We start from the raw sequence: 23,384 nt of genomic DNA on the forward strand, positions 1-23,384 counted from the left end.
AAAGGTATTAAAAAAACAAGTTTGATAAAAAGAATTTAGAAGTCAAATTTATAAGTTACTCCACCTAAAACCTGAAAACCTTGCGTATCGAAATTAGCAAAACGTTGATAATCTGTATTTAAAACATTGTTTAATTTTAAGAAAGCAGAAAATTGATCGTTAAAATGATATCCTCCATTTAGATTTAGATCTACAAAAGCATCAACAGTTTGTATATCATCAATTTCTGATAAACTATTATAAAGAGCATCTTTTCTCTCACTAACATAAAAAATATTAGAAGAAGCAAACCATTTGTCTTCTTTATATTTTGCAGAGAAAGAAGCTTCCATAGTTGGTAAATTCCACTCTTCTAAAGTATTTTCTAGTTTGTAATTATTGTAAATTCCTTGCAATCCAAAAGTTAAATTTTTAGAATATTCATATTCAATTTCTGTAAAGACAGATGTTGTTTCTACATCATCATAATAGATGCCAAAAGAGTTTCCGTATTCATAGCCTTCTAAAACTTCACTGTTGGCTCCATTGTATTTTGAATAATTTCTTAAGAATAAAGGTTTGTCTTCCTCTTTTTTAGAACTTAATTTAACATTAAAATTAATGTCTTTATTAATTTTTCCGTTAAATCCTATAAATAAATTAGAAGATTCTAATGTTTGAGTTATAGTTTGAGTTGGAGAAATATAAGGGTTTTCTTCAGTGAACTGTTTATAAGTATTTGTGTGTAAATCACTAGTAAAACCACCGTAAACATTTAAGTATTCTTCTATAATTGGTGATTGAATAATCAACTGTGGTAGTACATAAAAATTATTAGAACTGTTCTCTGAATCAAAAGATGCTGCAACGTTTATGCCTGCATTAAAAGTAATTCCTAAATATTCCATATTGTATTTAGGATTTAAGTTGATGGTAAAAATGGAGTATTTTAACTCATCAGAAACATCATAACTGTTTTCAAATTTTCCGTTTAAAAACTCTAAAGAAGAATATAAAGCAAGGTCATTAAAATCTCGATTAAAAATATATAAAGGAAAATCTAATTTAGAATCTAGTTTAATATGAATTTCGCTACTTTTATAAGTATCGGTATAATAAGACGTATTTAGGTTTATATAATCGATATAAGAATCATGAAAAGTAAACTCTCCAATCGCATTAAAGTAATTGTAAATTTGCTCTTCGTCTATATTATTAATGGCAGTGTCTGAAAAAGTAATATCTGGTAATCCGTACCAATTGTAGGTATTTCTTTCAGAGTTTAAAGTAGCTTTCCAATCAAAATAATGATCAATTTTCTTGTAAGAAGCGTTGATGTTTAAGTTAGAATAATTGCTGTTTAAAACAATGTCTTTAAGATTGTTTGTAGAAGATAAATACTTTGTGCTTAGTTGAAATTCATTATTAAAACGATCACTATGGCCTAAATAAGCTTCAAAATAAGGTGTTCCGTAATTACCGTATCCAGTAGCTACATAATTATCATAAATAAATTCTTTACTACCAATATTCATTCCTTTTACAACTCCACTCTTAGGTATAAAAGTAGAGGCAACGGGTGCAGATTGTATGGTGTATTTTAATTTCTTCTTTTCATTTTTTTCTAAAAGAGAAATTGTAGGGTTCTTTTTTATTTTTTTTGCATCAGCAATTTTAGGATTGTATTTGGTAACAATATTTACAACCTCTGTTTTTACAGTGTCTTTTTCCTGTTCCTTTTGTTGAGCTTTTAAACTCAAAAAAGTAAAAAATATTAAGAATATTGCGAAACTCTTTTTCATCAATTATTGTCTTTTTTAGAGTTTTTTTAGTTTTGATTATCTGCCTTAATAGGAGTAACAGAATTATTAGTCTTTGCTTCGTTTTGTTTAATTAACATTAATTCTTGTTTAGCATCTGCAACAATATCTGTAAACTGACCGAAGTTTTTAATGATGTTTTCTAAAACAAAAGTTGCTTGATAAACATCATTTAAGCCATAATAATTTTTACCCATTACCACGTAACTTTTTACTGCCCAGTATTTGTAAGAAGAATAATTAGCAATTAAATCTTGAATAACTTTGTTAGATTCTTCGTAGCTTTTTAGTTCATTTTTAAAGAAAGCATTATAATATAGTGCTTCTGCTTTTAATTGACCCGTTGCACTTTCTTCTATTTTTGTATAATACTCTTCTGCGGTTGCAAAATCGTTATTTTTATAAGAAGAACGGGCAATTAAAATTTGTGCATCGTATTTAATATTACTTTCTAATCTGTCTTTTTTAAGTATTTTATAGGCATATTCTATAGCCAAATTATAACTAGTTGTTTCGTAATAACTTTTCATTAAGTTACTTTGCGCAAATAAAATATTTTCTGTAGAATATGCTTCTTGTTCTAATCGAACCAATAACGGAATTGCATTTTTATATTCATTCTTTTCAAGATAAATTAAAGATAACTTGCTTAGAGCATCTTCGCTATAATCATTTTGTTTTTCTACAACCACATTGTAATATGCAATGGCTTTGTCAAATTCCTTTGCTTTAAATAATGTGCTTGCTAGATAATAATTGGCCTTTAATTTATGAATTCCATTAGGGAAATCTGTATTATATTTAGTTAGACTTTTTATAATGTCGTTGCTGTTTTTGTTTTCAAAATATTTCTTTTCAGCAATTGTAAAAGCCGAATTATCTAATTCTGCATCAGTAACATTCACAAAGCTTAAAGTGTTAATCCAACTAACATAAGCATCTAAATTATCATTATCTATATAAATATTTTTAGCATTTGTAACTGCTTCTAATGCATCTGTAGAGTTTGGAAATTTACTTGCAGTTAGTTTAAAACGTTGTAAAGCTTTTTCATTTTGATTGTCATTATAATACAACAACCCTTGTCTTACTAAAGCTCTTGGGATAAAAACACTATTTGGATGTTTTTCTATTAAACGATTATAAGCTAAATGTGCTTGTTGGTTATCTTTTATTAATGTGTAAGTATTTGCTAATTGATAAAGAGCATCATCTTTTAATGAAGATATTTGATATTCATTAATTACTTTTTTAAGTGCTATAATTTTAGCTTGATTATCTTCTGTAAAACCAGAACTCATTCCTATTTGATATTGAGCATAATCAGAACCAGAACCAGCATTTTGTACAACTTTATAGTAAGAGTTGATAGCTCTTTTGTAATCTCTAACAGCGTAATAACCATCACCTAAACGAGTATATGCATCATCTTTAATTTCTGATTCTATAGAATTATTATTTAAGAAGTTTTTAAAATATCCAATAGAACTACTATATTCTTTTAATTTAAAATAGCTGTATCCAATATTATAATCTAATAAAGAAAACTCTTTATTTTGTGTACTTACTTCTGTTTTTAAAGATGTAAATAAGTTTAATGCTTCGTTGTATTTTTCTAATCTAAATAATGCTTCTGCTTGCCAATATTTAGCACTGTTTTTAATTTTAGAATCATTAGATTTCTTACCTTCAATAAGGAAAGGAATGGCTTCTTCTAATTTAGAATCGTTAAATAATTGAATTCCTCGATACAAAGATACTTCTGATACAAAAGCAGCATTATTTGTAGATTTTTCTTTCTTTAAATATTGTAATGCTCCTTCGTAATTTTGTTGATGTAAAAAAGAAGAAATAACTAAGTTATTAATTTCTTCATACTCTTTAGATTTAGGATATGCTCTTAAATAGTCTTGTAAAACTTCTGCAACACTTTTGAATGGGTTACCAGCTTCGTAGCTTAATTTGGCATAATTTAAAGCCGCATCTTGCTTGATGTCTTTATTAAAATCCATTTCAGAAGCTGTTTTAAAAGCATTTAAAGCTTCTGTTTTTTTATTTAAATTTAGGTAACATTCTCCTAAATGATAATATGCATTTTGAGATACAAAGTTTTTTTCATCAATAATTTTATTAAAATTATTAATCGCATTTTCAAAATCGTTTTGTTTGTAATAAGCAAAACCTAATTGATAATAATCTGTATTATTCCATTTACCTTTTTTACCAGTATATGCTTTTAAATAAGGTATGGATTCGCTGTATTTTTCTAAGTTAAAATAACTTTCTCCAACAATTTTAGAAATTTCTGAGATTTCATTTCTTTTAGCGGTTTTTAAAAGTTCTGTACCAACTTTTACACAATGTTCAAATCTACCTGCTTGAAAACTAATATCTAACAAGTAATAAGAGATTTCTGCACTATACGCAGCGTCATCAGCAATTTCTTTTAGTGTAGATTCTGCAATTCCAAAATCTTCTAATTTGTAGGCAACAAAACCATAATAATACCTAGAATCATTTCCGTATTTAGCATCATTAATTAGCGGAAGAAATTTTTCTTGTGCTAAAGCATAATTTTTGGTTGCTATATAAGCGTAACCCATTTTAAAATTAAGTTCTTTTTTGTCTTCTTTAGAAAGAACATTAGGGTCTACTTTTTTGTACCATTTTAAAGAATAAGCAGCTCTTTTATTAGCAAAGTAATAATTGGCAACAGTAAAAGAAGCTGTATTTTTTTTAGTACTATTTGGGTTTTCTGCAATAAAAGAAAGTACTTTTTTTTCTGCTTGTGGCTGCTTTAATTTTATGGCACATAAAGCATCATAATAAGCCGCATCAGACTTTAAGTTAGAGTTTTGGTAAGTAGATGTATTATTAATATTAACAAATACCTTTTGTGCAGCAGCATATGCTTTATTATTATATAACTCTAAGCCGTCATTAAAATCTTTTAAAACGGCATTTGTATTTATTATAGATTGTTGACCAAAACCAACAAAACCTATTAATAAAATAAAGAAAGTAGTAAAACGTTTTCTAGTAAAAACAAATCTCATACAATATATTTTGATACTCAAGATTAATAACGCACAAATTTTAATTTTGTTTGATGTAAAAAGAAAAAAATGTATAAAAATTTTATAATCAAAAATAAGAATAGTTTGCAATTCATGGTATAAAATCGTTAGAAACTTTTAAGTTTGTAGAAAGTAGTTGATATATGGAAAAAGCTGTGTTGCATTTAGAAAAAGCAGATATTTATCAAAGAGATAATTTAGTATTGTCTAATGTTAATTTAACGATTAATAAAGGAGATTTTTGTTATTTAATTGGTAAAACAGGTAGTGGTAAGAGTAGTTTGATGAAAACACTTTATGGAGATTTAAAATTACAAAAAGGTGTTGGCTCTATTGTTGATTTCGATTTAAAAAAGCTAAAAGAAAACGACATCCCCTTTTTAAGAAGAAAAATTGGAATTGTTTTTCAGGATTTTAAATTATTGAGTGACAGAAATGTTTTTGCAAATTTAGAATTTGTTTTAAAAGCAACTGGTTGGAAAGATAAAGTGAAGATAACTGCAAAAATTGAAGAAGTTTTAGATAAAGTTGGAATGAAGTCTAAAGCCTACAAAAATACTTTTGAACTTTCTGGTGGAGAACAACAAAGAATTGCGATTGCAAGAGCCTTATTAAATGATCCGGAATTAATTTTAGCAGATGAACCTACGGGTAATTTAGACCCAAGAACCTCTATAGAAGTAATGGAACTTTTAAATAATATCCATAAAAGTGGTAAAACTATTTTAATGGCAACTCACGATTATCAGTTGATTGTAAAATATAAGCATAAAACGATAAAATGTGAAGGTGGAGAGTTGTTTGAAATTTTATAGTTTTTTATGAGTCATGAGTAAGAAAAAAATATTTGTAGCTGTAACTAATGATGTTTCTACAGATTATCGGGTTCATAAAATTTGTACTTATTTAATCAGTAAAAATTTTGATGTTGTTGTTTATGGTAGGGTTTTATCGAATACTATTTCTGTAGAAAGACCATACAAGATTGTTAGAAAAAAACACTTTTTTAATAATAATTTCTTGTTTTACGCGGAGTTTAATATTAGGTTATTTTTATATTTAATTGTTAGAAGATACAATTATATTCTTTCTAATGATTTAGATACTTTACCTAGCTGTTTTTTTGCAAGCAAAATTAAAAGTACAAATTTAGTTTATGATAGTCACGAGCTTTTTTCTGAAGGTCCAGAATTACAAGGAAGAAAATTTGTACAGAGTTTTTGGCGAAAATTAGAGGATTTTTTCTTGCCTAAAATTAAAAACTCTTATACGGTTAGTCAATCGATTGTAGAATTTTATGATAAAAAATATCAGAATAAAATGGGTCTGATTAGAAATGTACCTTTAAAAAAAGATGTTTTAAATATTGAAGAAGTTTCTTTTCCGACAACTAATAGAACTATTTTGTATCAAGGAGTTTTAAATCCAGGAAGAGGAATAAAACCAATGATAAAAGCATTAAAATTAATTGATAATTTAGATTTAATAATTATTGGTTATGGTAAAGTAGAAAATGAGTTAAGAGAATTTGTGGTTAAAGAGGATATGGTAGAAAGGGTACATTTTATAGGAAGAATTGCTAGGGATAAATTATTTAATTATACTCAAAAAGCAACCTTAGGGATGGTTTTGGAAGAACCATTAGGGTTAAGTTTTAGATATTCTCTACCCAATAAATTATTTGATTATATTCATGCGGAAATCCCCATAATTGCAGGTAATTTACCTGAGATAACAAGAATTGTAAAAAATTATAAAGTTGGTGTTTTAGTAAATGATTACAACCCTAAAACAATTGCAAATGCCATAAGTAACCTTTTAAATAATAAAGTGTTATTGTCAGAAATCAAAGAAAACCAGCAAAAAGCAAAAGATGTTTTGTGTTGGGAAATTGAACGAGAAAAATTAGATTATTATTTTAAATAAGTTAACTATCAATCCTAAAATATCCATAATTATTCCGGTTTTTAATAATTTTACAGGTTTGGTAGATACTATATCTAGTATAAAAAATCAAACTTTTAAAAATTATGAAGTTTGGGTTATAAATGGAGGGAGCTGTAAAAAGACCTTAGGGTTTCTCAATCAATTAGAATCGCCTTTTTTTTATCAATCAGGAAAAGATAAAGGTATTTATGATGCCATGAATAAGGGTGTTTCTTTATCTAAGGGAGAATGGTTATACTTTCTAGGTGTAGAAGATGTTTTTTATAATAAACGTGTTTTGCAAGATGTTTTTGTGAATTCTAACTTACAAAAGTCAAATTTAATATCAGGTAATGTTATTTACAAAGGAGTTTTAAACCCGCTTGTTAAAGCTAAAAATAAATTGATTAAAAAAGCTTTTTGGTCTTATTTTATATGGTTTAGAAATGGTTTGCATCATCAATCAACTTTTTATAAAAGAGAACTTTTTTTTGATATAAATTATTGTTTAAAGTATAAAGTTTTGGCAGATTATTGGTTTAATATTTATCTCTTTAAAAGAAAAGAAAAATGTATTTTAATAGATAAAACTATTGCCAGTTGTACAGCGAATGGAATTTCTAAAAAAGGGAATTGGACTTTATACAAGGAAGAAGTTAGCTTAAAGGTAGACTTGAGTTCCTCTATGCTTAAACCTTTTTTTTATGGAATGGTTTTATTGAAGTATTTGTCAAGGAAAATAGCAAATGACTGATTAATATGATTTAAACAATTGCATCAATTTGATATTGAGATTTATTTTACTACTATTTTTAAGAAAAAGCTAGGAACTTACCTTCTATAGATTTGTAGGTAAATTTGAAATAAAGATTTGATATTGTTTTAGAGGTAGATTAGAAGATTGGTAAGCTTATAAAAAAACTGAGTATAAGAAGGGGGCAAGTATATTAATTACAAAAGTTAGTGGAAACAAATCCAGATGAATAGAGGGAATTAATTCGAATATTTTTAACTTTAAAGAATTAAGTAGATAAAAGAATTAGGATAGTAAAACTAAGATTGATTTTAAATTAAAGTTTAAATATTTTTTCTATGATTACAGAATTACCAGTTTTAGTTTTTAAAATATAGATACCTTTATTTAGATTTTGTAAAGAAAGTTTTTTAGTAAGAATCTGTTTTGTTATAACTTTTCCTGATAAATCATAAACAATCGCTTCATCAACTTTTTTACTTAAATTTAATGTATTATAAAAGGGGTTTGGAGAAACTTTAATTTTTTCATTTTGACTAATATTGTCAAGATACCCTAAAGTAAATGTTTCAACATCAACTTCAATAATCCATAATTTTGCAGGAAAAACTATTGGTATGGATCCCAAAAAGGTTGTAAACTTTTCATTAGAAATGTATAAACGATGTTTTGTAGGTGTAATTTCAAAAAGAGTAATTGCTTCAATTTGATTACCCAAAGGAGCAATATTTGTTATTTTCTCTGAAACAGAACCAGAAAATATATTTAAACTATTATTGGGTATATTGTGTATAGTAAACATAAATGGAGCTTCTGATGAACTATAACCAGAAAGGTATATTATATCATCATCAGAAGAAGTATCAGCACCTGTTACAAGTCCGTTTGTATTATAACTGCTTTCTAAATTAGCACTGTATATCCCAGCATTTTTAGGTATAGAATAAACATTAGTTTTTTTATCTACCCAGTTTTTAGTAAATATAAGTAGATTTTCACCATAAGAGATAAGAGCTTCAGCATCCCAATTATTATTATTAAGGCTAGCGGTAAAGTTAACTTGATCTTCATAAGAAAAATAAATAACTTCTGGTGTAACTTTATTATCACTATCGTTATAATCTGCTTTAGAAATTTTATAAACTTTTAAATTAGTCCTGTTACCGTAATTGTTGCCAATATCACCAATATAGATATAGTTATTATCTTGTGTAATATCTTCCAAATCATAAATTGTAGTATTTAAGATTTCAACAGTTCTTGTTATAAAACCGGTCTCAGAATCTACTTCATATAAATTAGCATTACCACTGTCATTATGAGTAATAATTTTACCATCATAGAATAAAAGACCAGAGGTTTCATCTAAATCAGGTGTTTGAAGGTTTACTATCTGTGTAGCAGTTTGAGAGCTTATTATTGAGTTCATCAATAATAAACAAATAAAGGTTAGTTTCTTTTTCACAATTTTTTTTATTAATAATACTTAATCTTCATCAAAAAATAGTTAGGCATAGCGTACCCAAATATTTATGTTATAAATATAAGTTTAATATTATTTATTTTATAAAAAAAAATACATTTTATATCTCTTTTTGAGACTGTTACGTTTAAAGGCTTTAAAGTATATATAAATTATAAAATGAATATTTTATAGATCTAAAATATTCATTTTTAATAAAAAAACCTCAATAAACTAATTTCAGTTTATTGAGGTTTTTAATTGTGGAGACGCCGAGAATCGAACTCGGGTCCAAACAAGCAGCCAAAAAGCTTTCTACATACTTAGTTCTTTCTTAATTTTCGACTAAAAGCTGATTAAGAACAATCTGCTTTTAGCTTAACTTCTTTATTTTCAAAAACCTACCAAAGTTTTAGGCTTTCTATGTTTATTTTTACGATGCCCAAAAATGAAACGCCATAAACCAAGGCTTTTCGTGGACATAAAGCTTGCACACCTTGTGTGCCTAGGCCAATCCTACTATGATTCGGATTAAGCAGCTAAAGCGTAGTTATCTTCGCCGTTTAAAAAGTTGAAATTAGGTTTAACGAGTGTAATTTCATAACTCGGTATGCTTACAAATTCACTGTCCTCGCTGTCAAAACCAGTCGTCCCCGTTATAACAATTTGGGCGTTTCTTTGCTTTAAAAGCATTTAAAGCTAAAGTCAGGCTTTCACTACTCGTTTTTTGTTCCATTGCATTTCACAAAAGAACTCAAACAAACCGTTCAATCCTTAACGCAGTTTGCAAAAATATAAAAAATAGAATTGCTTAACATCATAATTTCTAATATATTCGGGCAAATATTATACCAATTTTACAGAATGAGTTTCTGTATTTTCTTTAAAACATAAAATGTTACAAGACAGGGAGTTTCTTATCGATTTAGCTAAAATGAAAATGCCTTTTGGTAAATATAAAGGCAGGTTTTTAATTGATTTACCAGAACATTATATTGTTTGGTATAAAAATAAAGGTTTCCCTAATGGGAAATTAGGGAAACAAATGGAGTTAGTTTATGAGTTAAAATTAAATGGTTTAGAAGATGTTATAAGAAAAATTAGAAGAGATTTTTAGTGTTTCTTAAAAAATTTATCAATCAAATAAACCGTTAAAACTCCAAGAGAGTACGCAACTAAATCTAAAAAACTAAAAGAAGTGCCTAAGATTATTTGAACTGTTCTAGAGTAATTTTTGGGAAAAATATTCTGAAGATTAGAAATTTTTAAAAACCCCTTAATTAAGCAATACAATAAAATTACAACAAGATAATCACCCAATGTATGTCTTATAAAACCGGTTGCATAACGTTCTATAATTATTTCAATAACTAACAATAAAAAAAAAGCAATAAAATATTTTAAATTGAATTTTATCATATTTGTTTATTCTTTTATAACTTGGGCTAAAATACAAAAATGAAACCTGCAGAAGAATATATCTTAAATCAGCCAGAATCGTTTAAATCTATTTTGATGCATTTGCAAATTTTAATAGAAAGTACTTTTCCAGAAGTAGATTTACAATTTAAATGGAAACTCCCTTTTTATTATTTAGAAGGTAAACCTTTCTGTTACTTAAATCCGTCTAAAAAGAAAGGATATGTAGATGTGGTATTTTGGGTTTCTGCTCATTTAACTAAATACAACGAGCATTTAATTTCAGAAAACAGAAAAGTAGTAAAATCTTTAAGATACTATGAGTTAGAAGACATAAATGAAACAATTTTATTGTCTGTTTTAGAAGAAGCACATCAATTAAAAGACAAAGGGTTTTATAAAAAAAGCCTTCAATAAATGAAGGCTTTTTGTGAAATAAACATTTTAAAAAAAATTATAAATTATTTATGGTTTTTCTGATGGCAACTAAATTGGTTAACAAAGCTTCTAAATTGTCTAAATGCAACATGTTTGCGCCGTCAGATTTTGCATTAGCAGGATCAAAATGTGTTTCTATAAACAAACCATCAACATTATTTACAACTCCAGCTCTGGCAATAGTTTCAATCATTTCTGGTCTTCCGCCTGTAACACCTGCTGTTTGATTTGGTTGTTGCAAAGAATGTGTAACATCTAAAACAGTTGGTGCAAATTCGCGCATTTCTGGGATTCCTCTAAAATCAACAATCATATCTTGGTAACCAAACATGGTTCCTCTATCGGTTATCCAAGCTTTGTTAGAACCTGCATCTTTTACTTTTTGTACAGCATGTTTCATAGCAGAAGGACTCATAAATTGTCCTTTTTTTAAGTTGACAACCTTACCTGTTTTTGCAGCAGCAACAACTAAATCTGTTTGACGTACTAAAAAAGCAGGAATTTGTAAAACATCTACATATTCTGCCGCTTTTACAGCATCAGAAATTTCATGAATATCGGTAACTGTTGGCACGTTAAAAGTTTCAGAAACTTTACGTAAAATTTTTAATGCTTTTTCATCTCCAATTCCGGTAAAACTATCAATTCTACTTCTGTTTGCTTTTTTAAAACTTCCTTTAAAAATATAAGGAACCTCTAACTTATTAGTAATTGTAATTACTTTTTCGGCAATTCTTAACGCCATTTCTTCTCCTTCAATAGCGCAAGGTCCTGCTAAAAGAAAAAAGTTGTTGGAGTTTGTATGTTTTATATTCGGAATTTCAGATAAAATCATTTGTAAAAATTTTGCACAAAAATACGGAATTAAATTAGTTATATTTATGCTTTTAAAAATCGATAATAATGAAAAAAATATTAATCACTTTAGCAGCATCAGCCTTTATAATTTCTTGTGATAGTACAAAGAATATAAATAAACTTTCTACAGAAACAGAAAACGCTTTTTTTATAGATTCTTTAGTTGTAAAAAAACATTTATATACACTTGCTTCTGATGAGATGGAAGGAAGAAAAACAGGAACCCCTGGAATTGAAAAAGCAGCGGTTTATATAGAAAATGAATATCAAAAAATTGGTTTATCAACTTTTGAAGGATTAGAAACCTATAGACAAACTTTTAATTTTACGCCTAGAAGAAGTAAAGATGAAATAACAGCTTTCAATGTAATTGGTGTTTTAGAAGGGAAAAGTAAAAAAGACGAATATGTAATTATTTCTGCTCATTACGATCATTTAGGAAACCAAGGTAAAGGAGAAGATAAAATTTATAATGGAGCAAATGATGATGCATCTGGTGTTACAGGGCTTTTAGCCTTGGCAACATATTTTAAGAAAATAGGTAACGAAAGAACTATTGTTTTTGCAGCTTTTACGGGAGAAGAAATGGGTTTAATTGGTTCTACTCATTTTGGTAAAGGAATTAATGCAGAAAAATTTGTTGCCGGAATTAATTTAGAAATGATTGGTAAAACACCAAGTTTTGGCCCAAATACAGCTTGGTTAACAGGTTTTGAGCGTTCTGATTTTGGTAAAATTATTCAGAAAAATTTAGTAGGCACAGGTTATCAATTATTTGCAGACCCTTATGATAAATTTAATTTATTTTTTAGATCAGACAATGCTTCTTTAGCACGTTTAGGTGTGCCATCTCATACATTTTCTACAACACCTATTGATGTAGATAAAGACTATCATCAAGTTTCTGATGAAGCAGAAACATTAAATATGACAGTAATTACACAAACAATACAAGCTGTTGCAAAAGGAACACAAAGTATTATTAACGGTAAAGACACGCCTACAAGAGTAGTTCTAGAGGAAACAAAAAAATAATAGAAATGAAGTTTTTTAAATTTCTTTTTCTCTTTTTATTAATAGGTTGTTCGTCTTCTAAAGTAGTTACAGATTTTGACAGTAAGACTAATTTTAATCAATATAAGACATTTGCTTTTTTTACTGATGCAGGAGAAGGTCTAAATGAGTTTGATATAAAAAGAAGTTTAGATGCAATTTTTAAAAACCTAAGTGAGTTAGGTTTTAAAGAAGGTGAAAATGCCGATTTTTACATAAATATAATATCAAAAGTATCGGAACCTAAAGTTACAAATACCATTGCAATTGGTTTAGGAAGCGGAGGTATAAATGGTAGCTTTGGTGTTTCTGGGGGAATACCAATTGGAGGTAAAAAATTAGATGAAGAACTAATTATAGAATTTGTTGATGCTAAAACTAACGAGTTGTTTTGGGAAGCAAGATTGATATCAACCATAAAAGAGAAAAAAACACCAGATGAAAGAGTACTTTACTTTAAAGAAGTAATTAAAAAGATGCTTAATAATTATCCGCCTAAATAGAAAACCCTCTAAAACTTAATTTAGAGGATTTTTTTATAAACTTTTTTCTATTTAAAATTGATATTTAACAGCCAAAGCAAGATTACTACCTAATCCGTTTACACTACCACCAAGTCCAAGTTCTGGTCTATAATCTAAAGAAAGTAATAAAGGAATATCAAAATCATATTCTATACCAATAATACCAGCAGCAAAAACTCCTGTACCGTCGTTAGATACAATTCCACCACCTGCACCTGCATACCAGTTAAAATTTTGTTCTAAATCCCAAACCCATTCGTATAAACCAGCGGCTTTAAAATCAGAAAGACCATGAGAAAGACCTAAATCTACTTCTAATCTATTATTAAAACCTAAATCTCTTTGGTAAGAAAATTCTGCACCAGCTCCAGTACCTCCACTAAAACGTAAACCAATGGCATTATCTGCAATATCTTGTGCGTTTATAGTAAATATGGTTGCCATTAAAAGACTTAAGGTTAAAAATGTTTTTTTCATAATGATATGTTTATTTGATTCGAGAACAAAATTAGATTTATTTATCAGTTTTAATGTACTCAATCAAGTTAAAGATTAATTCATTTCAGTAATTATGTGTTAATCTATTGTTAAACGAATTCCTTTAGAATGACTGCTAAATTCTGGTGCATACATACTTTGTATAGTTGTAATTCCGTTGCTAAAATTACCAGTATTATTTACACGAACGTCATATTCAAAAACATAAACTCCTTTTGGTAAACGATCAAAAAAGAAATTAGTTGCAGCATCTTTTGTGCTTTCATAATAACCTAAATTATCTTGCCATTTATATTTAGAAAGTACGTTTATTGGCTCTAAACCAGAAGCTCTCATGTCTTTCATATGGATGAATTCCATGTTTCTATCAGAACGGAGTTCTATTCTTACCGTAATTAAATCACCAATTTTTAAAGATGTATTCTCTGTGATTTCTTGCAGTTCTTTACCAGAATTTGTATTTACTTTTAAGAATAATTTTTTGTTGATTTTTAACGGAGTTTCTGCGGAAGTAATTTTGTCTAAATCTTCAAAATACTGCCAATACAAACCACCCCAAGCAATGCCGTTTCCTTTTTTATTGATGGTAACTTCTGCCATTTCTTTTTTAATATCACTTCCATTCCAAGAAGTTTTAAAATAACCAGTTCCGGCTTCAATTTTTACATTTTCCAACTCTGTTGGATTAATTTCTTTATTACCAATTTTAATATCAACCATTTCTGTAACAGAAACCCAATCGCTACCATTTAACAATAAAGCATAAATTGCTTCTGTAGTTGCTTTTGTTGTTTTCCATCTGTTGGTTTGTTTGTTTTTTAGTAACCAAATTTTTAGATTATCAATCGTTTTTTCATCATTTTCAATTTCAGAAAAAGTTTCGATTAATAAAGCCTGAGTCTCAATTGGAGATTGATAATAATAGTAACCTGGTTTGTTGCTTTTCCAATACATACCTAACTCATCAGAAATAATTGCATTTTCTTTTAAAGAGTTTAAAACTTTGTTTGCAACTAGTTTTTTATCATTTCTAAAAAGTGATAATGCAATTTGTCCTTTTGCATATAAATTATAATCATTCCAATATTTTACAGTTTGATTTTGATAATAATCAACTGCTTCTTGCCTTTTTTTACTCAAAGAAATATTGCTATAAAAACTACGCATGTATAAATACTGAATGGTAAAGTAGCTCAAGTTATTCTTTATTAAGTGCTTTGTGTATGCTTCTTCTCCTTCCTTCTTTGTTTTTGCTAGTTGTTTTCTTTTATCAGCTTCTTTTAATAATTCATTGTAGTCATTTATCACTTGTTCATCTAGATATTTCACTGACTTTTCAATCATATTTTTAGTAGCATTATCAAAATTAGAAATTCCTAATTTCTGTAAATGACCAAAACCAGTTGCAATATGTTGCGTGATAAATCTACTCTCGTAACGACTTCCTTTAAACCAAGGAAAACCACCAGAATTCATCTGAATATCTTTTAGTTTATTGATGGCTTTTTCTTGCTCATTTCTCATTTTATTTAAGTCGAACAATAAAGCAATTCTTTTTTTCTGTTCCGTTTCTGATTGCGCATCTCTTAACCAAGGAGTTTCTTGAATGATCAACGATTTTAATTCTTGATTTTTTTCTAAATTAGATAATAAAGCGTCCGAAGATGATTTCCAAGCATTAAAAACTTCTTGAATTCTTGGGTTAGAATTTGCAACAAAACTAGCAATTGTATTAGCGTAATATCTAGAAAAAGTTTGTTCTGCACATTCATATGGATATTCCATTAAATACGGTAAAGCTTGTATTGCGTACCAAACCGGATTTGATGTCATTTCTAATGTTAATTGATGATGTTTTAAAGTTGTTGAAGAATTATTTGCTAATTTATCTAACGTAAAAGTTTTAGTTTGATTAGAACGAACCCACATTGGTAATGTTTCTGTAACTAACATTCTGTTAGATAAAACGGGTAAAACGTTTTGTTCTCCATCAGAAAAATCACCCGCTTTAGCTACAATTTTATATTGTACAGCTTGTACAGTTTCTGGAATAGAAAGTTGCCAAGAAACATTGGTATTTCCGTTTTTATCTACAGAAAAATCTTTGTAGGCATTGGTGTTTTCTAATTCTAAATTTATTTCTTTTCCGGTAATTGCATCCGTTAAAATTAATTGAGCCAAACCATTTAGTGAGTTGTTTGTTAAATTGGTGATTTTTGCACTTAGTGTAATTTTATCGCCTTCACGTAAAAATCTAGGTACATTTGGTACAATCATTAATTCTTTCTGTGTAACAGTTTCTAAGGTTTTGGTTGTAGATTTTACATTTTTAGTATGTGCTAATAATTGTAATTTCCATTGCGTTAAGGCTTCTGGCATTGTAAAAGAAAAACTAACTTGCCCGTCTTTATCTGTTCTTAATTGCGGATAAAAAAAGGCAGTTTCATTAAAATTAGTACGTGCTTTAATTAATGCAAGTTCTTCTTTGTCAATTTTCATAAAAGAAACATCTTCAGTAATTATTTCAGTTTCATCTGTTTCGGTAGATTCTATAATGGTTTCTTCAACTTCTTTATCTGCTTCAACTATTTGTACACCTGCAACTCTACCTTGTAAAGCAGTTAATGCATTTTTTGATTTTTTTCTTTTTTGAGTTCCATATCCAACCACCACAACTTCATCTAATGTTGCAGAATCTTCTTTTAAACTTACATCAACATTTGTTTGCTTTTTAATTGTAATTTCATGTGTTTTATAACCTAAATAACTAAAAATTAAAACATCACCTTTTTTAATTTTTAACGTATAATAACCATCAAAATCGGTTTCTGTACCATAAGTTGTGCCTTTAATTCTTATAGAAACACCAGGTAATGGTGCATTTTCTTCATCACTAATAAAACCAGTTATTATCCCATCAAAAAGAGTTCTATTGTTATTAATCTTTCTTTTTAAACCTCTTAAATAATCTTGATTTTTCCATCTGTTATTGTTTAAGCTAAATCCAAACCAATTATAAGTATCATAAGAAATACTAGGATAATTAGCGCGATATCTTAGTTGATTTTTAATATTGAAATAAGTATTTTTAAAACTATTATTTGCACTACTGTGTTGGTAAGAATAGTACTTAGTTTTATAACTATTAGGTTTTGGTTGATTAGACCAATTATGACTTCTAAAAGCATCTAAAGAAGCATCGTACATAGAAGCTAAAACTTCTGCCGCTTTGGCATCGTTTTTATCATTTTTAATGGTAAAACTCCAAGTTTCTTTTGCGCCAGGATTTAGTTTGTCTCTAAAAATATTGGTTTCAATTTCTATTTTTTCTTGAGGTTCTGTAACGTTGATTAATAAACTTCCGCTTTTAAAAGAATTGTAATTTACAAAGTGATATTTAATAGCAAAACCACTAAGATCTTCTTTATTAATCGGGATTTTTATTGTTTTTATTTCATCATTTAAATTCACCAAATGAGTTGCTATAATTTTATGATTCTTTTCTACTTGTACAGTTATTGTACTGTTTTTAGCAGCAGAACCAATGTTTAACTCTACAACATCATCAATAAGATAAGAATTCTTGTTTGTATTGATTGTAAACAAATTATTGTCTGCTACTTTTTTATCTTTTGTAGAAAAAAGAGAAATTATTTTTTCGTCTTTTACTTTTTGACCGAATTTATCTTTGCTTTCTAAAACAACCATATATTTACCAGAAAGCCAATTTTTAGTGCTTTTTAAAGTGATTTTTTTTGACGATTCTGTGTCAAAATTTTTACTAAAAACAAGTTCGTCTTTTTTCCAATTATTTTCATTTATTTCATTTTCTGAATATGCATCATGAGGAAATAAAGTTTTAAATGTATTTTCAGAAATATCTTGATAATCTGGTAAAGCCCAAGGTCTTTTTCTTAATACGTTTTTTGGTGCTTGTAATTTGTAGATTTTTACTGTTCCTTTTGCTGGTATAAACTCGTTATTTAAATTTTTTGTATCAATATTTATAATCGTTTCTTTGGTGTTTTTGTCAATTTGATTATCCAAAGAAATTGTTGCAATTAAAGCATGATAACCCACTTTTACAGTAGTTGTTGCACTTCTGGTTTCTCCGTTAATATCGGTAACATCTGCTGTTATTTCGTAATTAAATATTGGTAAACTTTCTTTAGCAACACTTTTATCAGCTAAAGCTTTAAAGTCAATTTTAAATTCACCTTTTTTATTTGTAATAGTTTCTCCGTGAGTAATTTCTTGCGAACTAGTATTTACGTTTGGCCTTCTCCAAGAATACCAAATAGGATATTGTACTTTTCTGTGTACACGATAAACTACTTTTGCTTCGGTAATATTTGCACCAGAAAAAGAGTTGGCAAAACCATTAATGGTTACAGAATCGTTTATTTTATAACTTTTAGTAATTGGTTTAAATTCCGTTTCAAATTTTGGTCTTTTATATTCTTCTACAGAAAAGTAAGAACGATTACCAAAGAACGAATATTTGTTTTTAGAGTTCAGATTTACTTCAATAAAATATTGCCCTGTTAAACCATTGTTTGGCAAGATAAATTCGCCTGCAATAGAACCAAATTCGTTTAGTTTTAAATTTAAGGTATTTACTGTTTGATTATTGACATCTTTTAGATTTACTTCTATAAAATCATCAGTATAAATAGAAGAATTGTCTCCAGATTTTTTAATAATAATTATTTTAAAATAAACAGTTTGTCCTGGTCTATAAATACTTCTGTCTGTAAAAATATAAGAATTTAATGTGTGATTAATTTTTTCTTTTGTGACGTTATTATCTTTATATAAATAATGACTTCCAAAATAAGCTGTGTCATTTTTTGTTTTTACATAAATTTCACAATCTGTGTACGTGTATTTAGCTTTTAAAGAAGCAAAACCATTTTCATCTGTTGTTAATGTTTTATTAATAAAGCTACTGTTTCTTCTATTTGGATTTGTGATATTAATTCTTGCATTTTCAATGGGTTCACCTGTACTTCTATCTACAATTTGATAATTGTGTTTGTTGTTAAAATTATTTTCAATTAAAGCTAAATTTGTTGCTTGTACATTTGCTGTACCAAAAGTAGATTCTTTGTTGATGTTTTTGTCTTCTGATGAAACAATTAGATAATTACCGTTGTTTAATTTAGGAATAATAACTTCTGTTGTATGTTGTAAATAATCGTTTTCATTTCTAAGATTTGCACTCCAATTTGTACTTTCTTCTAAAGAATTGATAAACTTTACAGTTTCTTCTAAATTGTAAATTTCATTAAACTTATTTAATTGATCTACAGTAGCTTTGTAAGCTGTAAAATAAAGTTTATCGATGTTTTTGTAAGTAATTAAAGCTCTAGACGCCGTATTAATTGGGACAAATTTTTCTGCTTTTAAAGCAAGAGATTTATCTAAAATTTGTTTTTTAAGAACAGTACATTTTTTTGCTCCTAAGCTTTTAGGAAACTGATTTATAACGTCATTACAAATAGTTATTGCAAGTTTGTTTTCTAATTTATCTTGATGGATTTTAGCAATTTCAAAAGCATACAAAGCACTCATTTGGTTATTAGAAAAAAGTTCTTTTGTAGTTTTTAATGTTGATAAAAAAGTAGTTTCTTTATCAATGAAAATTGCATGTTGTTTAATGAATTTTAAACGTTGAATATCAATAACAGCTAAAGCGTTTAAATTGTTTTCCTTTGCATGAAAATCAATTAATTGCTGATAGATTTTTATTGCATTAAATTGTAGTGATAAAGTATCTTTTGTAGTTAATACTAGTTTTGTAAACGTTTTACAACCCTTTAATAAATTTGAGTTGTCAATTTCGAATTTGTCAATAGGATTTGTAATAGAAGTTTCAGAAGAATTGTAAAAATCTAACGCATTGTTTGCTAAAAAATCGTATAAAGTTGGCCTGTAAGTTTTAGAATCTTTTTCAATTTGTAAAATAGGAGCAAAGTCGTAAATATCGGTTTTTTGTAATGCTTTTTGGTTTTCTAAAGAAGCTTCAAAATGACAGTGAATTTCCTTAAAGAGCGTTTTTAAATCCCAAGTTCTAAAATCTTCTACATTTACTTTGTTTACAGTTTGTGTTCTGTTGTAAAACTTATATCTATTTTGGGTGTAAAATTGCCAATATAAATTTCCTAAAATGTTTTCTAATATATTTCTTGTTGGAAATTCACTCGTAGAAATGTGTTTCTTAAAACTATGAATGATTTTTAATTGTGCATCTTCTTCTAAGGTTAAAGAAAATTTACTTTGATAAAAAAGTGATTTTATAACCTGAGGAGAATTAGCTTCCTTATTAGCTTTCGTATAAATTTTATCTACAATTTCTAATGCCGATTTTGGTAAGTTTTCTATTTCTAAACTTTCTACTTGTATCCAAAGATCTTTGTAAGAATCTTGAGCGTTAGAAATGGTAGAGAATAATAAAACAATTAATAAAGGTGTAATTTTTTTCATAGTCAATAGTTTTAATGCAATCAAAACAAGTACAAATTATTTTATGTAAAATTTAAACCAAATAATGTCAACTTATTAAGTTGATAACACTAATTTTAAAAGAGTTTAGTTCTAAATATAATTAATATTGTACTAAGCTTTTGTATTTTTACTTTTTTAAATTTTGTTCAATGAAAATTCATTTTATAGCAATTGGCGGAAGCGCAATGCACAACTTAGCAATTGCTTTATACCAAAAAGGATACCAAATTTCTGGTTCTGATGATATAATTCATAATCCATCTAAATCTCGATTAGAAAAATACGGTTTATTACCAGAAGAGTTTGGGTGGTTTCCAGAAAAAATTTCATCAGAATTAGATGTGATAATTTTAGGGATGCATGCAAAAAAGGATAATCTAGAATTATTAAAAGCACAAGAATTAGGCTTAAAAATATATTCTTATCCAGAGTTTTTATATGAGCAATCTAAACATAAAACACGTGTAGTTATTGGTGGATCTCATGGTAAAACAACCATAACTTCTATGATTTTACATGTGTTAAATTATCACGAAAAAGAAGTAGATTATATGGTTGGTGCTCAATTAGATGGTTTTGAAACGATGGTGCATTTAACCGAAGAAAACGATTTTATTATTTTAGAAGGAGATGAATATTTGAGTTCTCCAATTGATAGAAGACCAAAATTCCATTTATACAAACCAAATATTGCTTTGTTAAGTGGTATTGCTTGGGATCATATTAATGTTTTTCCGACTTTTGATAATTATGTAGAGCAGTTTAAAATCTTTACAGACTCTATGATAAAGGGAGGTAGTATGGTGTATAACGAAGAAGACACAATTGTAAAAGAGGTGGTAGAATCATCAGAAAATCAGATAAAAAAATATCCGTATAAAACGCCAGAATACTTTATAGAAAACGGAACTACTTTTATAGAAACAGAAGAAGGTGATTTGCCTTTAGAAATTTTTGGCAAACATAATTTACAAAATTTAGCAGGTGCAAAATGGATTTGTCAACACATGGGGGTTGATGAAGATTATTTTTACGAAGCTATTGCTAGTTTTAATGGAGCAAGCAAACGTTTAGAAAAAATAGCAGAAAGTAATTCTACTGTTATTTTTAAAGATTTTGCGCATTCGCCAAGTAAAGTAGAGGCTACCACAAACGCTGTAAAAGAGCAATATACAAGTAGAACTATATTGGCTTGTTTAGAGTTGCACACATATTCTAGTTTAAATGCAGAATTTTTAGCAGAATACAAAGGAGCTTTAGATGCAGCGGACAAAGCGGTGGTTTTTTACTCGCCAGATGCTGTAAAAATTAAACAATTAGAAGAAGTTACTGCAGAACAAATAGCAAATGCTTTTGAAAGAGATGATTTAATTATTTATACCAATCCTCAAGAATTTAAAGCGTTTTTATTTAGTCAAGAATTAGAGAATTCTGCAGTTTTATTAATGAGTTCTGGTAATTATGGAGGATTGGATTTTGATGAAGTTAAAAGTTTGGTTTAGTCTTAAATTTTCAATTATAAATATAAAAGCTCTTAAATTTAATTTTAGAGCTTTTTTTGTGCTCAATTAGTTTTTTCTCCAGAAGAAAGGGGTAAATAAAATAAGAACTGTAAATAACTCTAAACGACCAATCAGCATTAAAAAAGAGCAAAACCATTTTGCAGCATCAGATAGATGTGCATAACTATCAACAGGACTTACAGAACCAATTGCAGGACCAATATTACCTAAAGAAGATGCAGCGGCACCTAAAGCAGACATAAAATCTAAACCAAATAAAGTAAGTACAACAGAAGAGACAATAAAGATTAGCATGTAAATAATAAAGAAAGAAAGTATGTTAAAAACAATGGTATGATTTACTGCTTTACCATCGAGTCTTACAGGTATAATTGCATTAGGATGCAATGCTTTTTTAAACTCTAAAAAACTGTTTTTTAACATTATTACATGTCTAACTATTTTTATGCCACCACTTGTAGAACCCGCGGATCCACCAGTAAAAAATAACGCAAAGAAAATACCAGTTATAAAGAAATGCCACATTGTAAAATCTGCACTTACAAAACCCGTTGTAGTAACTACAGAAAGTACCATAAATAAAGAATGTCTAATAGCGCTTTCTACTTTTCCATAAACCATTGGATGATCTATTGTGGTTTTTAAATTAGGGTCTTGATAGAATATAATTATAGAAGCAATTATAGCAGAAAAAATTAATGTTCCAAAAAAGTAATATCTAAACTCTTCACTTTCAAAAACTCGTCTAACTTTTCCTTTTAAAGCAAAGTAAGTCAATACAAAATTAGTACCTGCAACTAGCATAAAAAAGATGATAATGTATTGTACAAAAGGCATATTGTTATAGAATGCAACACTACTATTTTTTGTAGAAAAACCACCAGTACTCATTGTTGCCATTGCATGGTTTATAGCATCAAACCAAGTCATACCTGCAACTTTTAACAATAAAAATTGAACGATTGTTAGTATCACATAAATAAAATACAAACGCTTTGCAGTATCAGTTATTCTTGGATGTAATTTATCAGCAGATGGTCCTGGAGCTTCTGCCATAAAAAGTTGCATTCCGCCAATACCTAATAAAGGTAAAATGGCAATTGTAAGTACAATAATTCCCATTCCACCAATCCAATGGGTTGCGCTTCGCCAGAATAAAATTCCTTTAGGCATTGCTTCTATATCATTTAAAATAGAAGATCCTGTGGTAGAATATCCAGAAATTGTTTCGAAAAAAGCATCTGTTATATTGGGTATCGATTCAGAAAATAAATAAGGTAACATACCTGTACAAGTAAGAATTAACCAACCTAAGGTTACAATTAAATACCCCTCTTTTTTCTGAATGATTTTACTTTTTGGTTTATTTAAAAAGAAAAGGAGCATTCCTATAATTCCGGTTACAATACCTGCATTTAAAATTCCCCATTTGGCACTTTCATCATGATAAACGCTAAAAGGGAATGAAAGCAACATAAAAAAACCATTTAACATAGCAGTAACTCCTAAAAAACGGAAAATTATTTTGGTGTTTAAAGCTCCCATT

Annotated in this window: 15 protein-coding genes and 1 other RNA gene; 8 read left to right on the forward strand and 8 right to left on the reverse strand. The window is 28.0% G+C overall.

Annotated features, from left to right (window positions below):
- Positions 1–35: 35 nt before the first annotated feature.
- Entirely contained in the window at positions 36–1,781 is a 1,746-nt protein-coding gene (locus tag ACJJVY_RS08255; protein ID WP_405606765.1) for a hypothetical protein, read from the reverse strand.
- Between the two features lie 26 nt (positions 1,782–1,807).
- Complete coding sequence (locus ACJJVY_RS08260; RefSeq protein WP_405606767.1) at positions 1,808–4,855, reverse strand: tetratricopeptide repeat protein; 3,048 nt, start codon at positions 4,853–4,855, stop codon at positions 1,808–1,810.
- A gap of 164 nt (positions 4,856–5,019) precedes the next feature.
- Here ACJJVY_RS08260 and ACJJVY_RS08265 point away from each other — a divergent pair, with 164 nt between their 5' ends.
- From ACJJVY_RS08265 to ACJJVY_RS08275, 3 genes are read left to right on the forward strand one after another with little or no spacing between them, the layout of a single operon-like run.
- Positions 5,020–5,691, forward strand: coding sequence for a cell division ATP-binding protein FtsE (locus ACJJVY_RS08265; RefSeq protein WP_405606769.1), 672 nt, complete (start codon positions 5,020–5,022; stop codon positions 5,689–5,691).
- Between the two features lie 13 nt (positions 5,692–5,704).
- Positions 5,705–6,802, forward strand: a complete 1,098-nt coding sequence (locus tag ACJJVY_RS08270) for a glycosyltransferase (RefSeq protein ID WP_405606771.1) — start codon at positions 5,705–5,707, stop codon at positions 6,800–6,802.
- A 31-nt stretch (positions 6,803–6,833) separates the two neighbouring features.
- Positions 6,834–7,556, forward strand: coding sequence for a glycosyltransferase (locus ACJJVY_RS08275; RefSeq protein ID WP_405611623.1), 723 nt, complete (start codon positions 6,834–6,836; stop codon positions 7,554–7,556).
- Positions 7,557–7,872: 316 nt separating this feature from the next.
- On the opposite strand, the gene ACJJVY_RS08280 is transcribed toward ACJJVY_RS08275, so the two are convergent.
- Both ACJJVY_RS08280 and ssrA read right to left on the reverse strand, forming a co-directional pair.
- Entirely contained in the window at positions 7,873–9,021 is a 1,149-nt protein-coding gene (locus tag ACJJVY_RS08280; RefSeq protein WP_405606773.1) for a T9SS type A sorting domain-containing protein, read from the reverse strand.
- A gap of 258 nt (positions 9,022–9,279) precedes the next feature.
- Positions 9,280–9,673: a transfer-messenger RNA gene (gene ssrA, locus ACJJVY_RS08285) on the reverse strand.
- Positions 9,674–9,913: 240 nt separating this feature from the next.
- On the opposite strand from ssrA, the gene ACJJVY_RS08290 reads away from it, so the two are divergent.
- Positions 9,914–10,135 carry a DUF3820 family protein gene (locus ACJJVY_RS08290; protein WP_405606775.1) on the forward strand — a complete coding sequence of 74 codons (222 nt, stop codon included), beginning with the start codon at positions 9,914–9,916 and terminating at the stop codon, positions 10,133–10,135.
- A gap of 341 nt (positions 10,136–10,476) precedes the next feature.
- Positions 10,477–10,854, forward strand: coding sequence for a DUF1801 domain-containing protein (locus ACJJVY_RS08295; RefSeq protein WP_405606777.1), 378 nt, complete (start codon positions 10,477–10,479; stop codon positions 10,852–10,854).
- Between the two features lie 37 nt (positions 10,855–10,891).
- On the opposite strand, the gene kdsA is transcribed toward ACJJVY_RS08295, so the two are convergent.
- Positions 10,892–11,710, reverse strand: coding sequence for a 3-deoxy-8-phosphooctulonate synthase (gene kdsA, locus ACJJVY_RS08300; protein ID WP_405606779.1), 819 nt, complete (start codon positions 11,708–11,710; stop codon positions 10,892–10,894).
- 68 nt (positions 11,711–11,778) lie between these two features.
- Here kdsA and ACJJVY_RS08305 point away from each other — a divergent pair, with 68 nt between their 5' ends.
- Entirely contained in the window at positions 11,779–12,768 is a 990-nt protein-coding gene (locus ACJJVY_RS08305) for a M28 family peptidase (protein ID WP_405606781.1), read from the forward strand.
- A gap of 5 nt (positions 12,769–12,773) precedes the next feature.
- The gene (locus ACJJVY_RS08310; protein ID WP_405606783.1) at positions 12,774–13,289 is read left to right on the forward strand and encodes a DUF4136 domain-containing protein; all 516 of its coding nucleotides are present in this window, start codon (positions 12,774–12,776) and stop codon (positions 13,287–13,289) included.
- A 51-nt stretch (positions 13,290–13,340) separates the two neighbouring features.
- Here ACJJVY_RS08310 and ACJJVY_RS08315 read toward each other — a convergent pair whose 3' ends face one another.
- Entirely contained in the window at positions 13,341–13,787 is a 447-nt protein-coding gene (locus tag ACJJVY_RS08315) for a hypothetical protein (protein ID WP_405606785.1), read from the reverse strand.
- A 99-nt stretch (positions 13,788–13,886) separates the two neighbouring features.
- Positions 13,887–20,294 carry a carboxypeptidase-like regulatory domain-containing protein gene (locus ACJJVY_RS08320; protein ID WP_405606787.1) on the reverse strand — a complete coding sequence of 2,136 codons (6,408 nt, stop codon included), beginning with the start codon at positions 20,292–20,294 and terminating at the stop codon, positions 13,887–13,889.
- Positions 20,295–20,464: 170 nt separating this feature from the next.
- On the opposite strand from ACJJVY_RS08320, the gene murC reads away from it, so the two are divergent.
- Positions 20,465–21,817 carry a UDP-N-acetylmuramate--L-alanine ligase gene (gene murC / locus ACJJVY_RS08325; protein ID WP_405606789.1) on the forward strand — a complete coding sequence of 451 codons (1,353 nt, stop codon included), beginning with the start codon at positions 20,465–20,467 and terminating at the stop codon, positions 21,815–21,817.
- A 66-nt stretch (positions 21,818–21,883) separates the two neighbouring features.
- Here murC and ACJJVY_RS08330 read toward each other — a convergent pair whose 3' ends face one another.
- On the reverse strand, positions 21,884–23,383 hold the full coding sequence (locus tag ACJJVY_RS08330; protein WP_405606791.1) for a TrkH family potassium uptake protein: 1,500 nt from the start codon (positions 23,381–23,383) through the stop codon (positions 21,884–21,886).
- Position 23,384: the final 1 nt, after the last annotated feature.

This window comes from Polaribacter sp. Asnod1-A03 (assembly GCF_045063585.1).
Classification (GTDB): domain Bacteria; phylum Bacteroidota; class Bacteroidia; order Flavobacteriales; family Flavobacteriaceae; genus Polaribacter.

Coding starts and splice junctions, on each gene's coding strand:
- ACJJVY_RS08295 (WP_405606777.1), top strand. CDS start 10,477: ATGAAACCTGCAGAAGAATATATCTTAAATCAGCCAGAATCGTTTAAA.
- ACJJVY_RS08290 (WP_405606775.1), top strand. CDS start 9,914: ATGTTACAAGACAGGGAGTTTCTTATCGATTTAGCTAAAATGAAAATG.
- kdsA (WP_405606779.1), bottom strand. CDS start 11,710: ATGATTTTATCTGAAATTCCGAATATAAAACATACAAACTCCAACAAC.
- ACJJVY_RS08270 (WP_405606771.1), top strand. CDS start 5,705: ATGAGTAAGAAAAAAATATTTGTAGCTGTAACTAATGATGTTTCTACA.
- ACJJVY_RS08320 (WP_405606787.1), bottom strand. CDS start 20,294: ATGAAAAAAATTACACCTTTATTAATTGTTTTATTATTCTCTACCATT.
- ACJJVY_RS08265 (WP_405606769.1), top strand. CDS start 5,020: ATGGAAAAAGCTGTGTTGCATTTAGAAAAAGCAGATATTTATCAAAGA.
- ACJJVY_RS08260 (WP_405606767.1), bottom strand. CDS start 4,855: ATGAGATTTGTTTTTACTAGAAAACGTTTTACTACTTTCTTTATTTTA.
- ACJJVY_RS08310 (WP_405606783.1), top strand. CDS start 12,774: ATGAAGTTTTTTAAATTTCTTTTTCTCTTTTTATTAATAGGTTGTTCG.
- ACJJVY_RS08330 (WP_405606791.1), bottom strand. CDS start 23,383: ATGGGAGCTTTAAACACCAAAATAATTTTCCGTTTTTTAGGAGTTACT.
- ACJJVY_RS08315 (WP_405606785.1), bottom strand. CDS start 13,787: ATGAAAAAAACATTTTTAACCTTAAGTCTTTTAATGGCAACCATATTT.
- ACJJVY_RS08305 (WP_405606781.1), top strand. CDS start 11,779: ATGAAAAAAATATTAATCACTTTAGCAGCATCAGCCTTTATAATTTCT.
- murC (WP_405606789.1), top strand. CDS start 20,465: ATGAAAATTCATTTTATAGCAATTGGCGGAAGCGCAATGCACAACTTA.
- ACJJVY_RS08255 (WP_405606765.1), bottom strand. CDS start 1,781: ATGAAAAAGAGTTTCGCAATATTCTTAATATTTTTTACTTTTTTGAGT.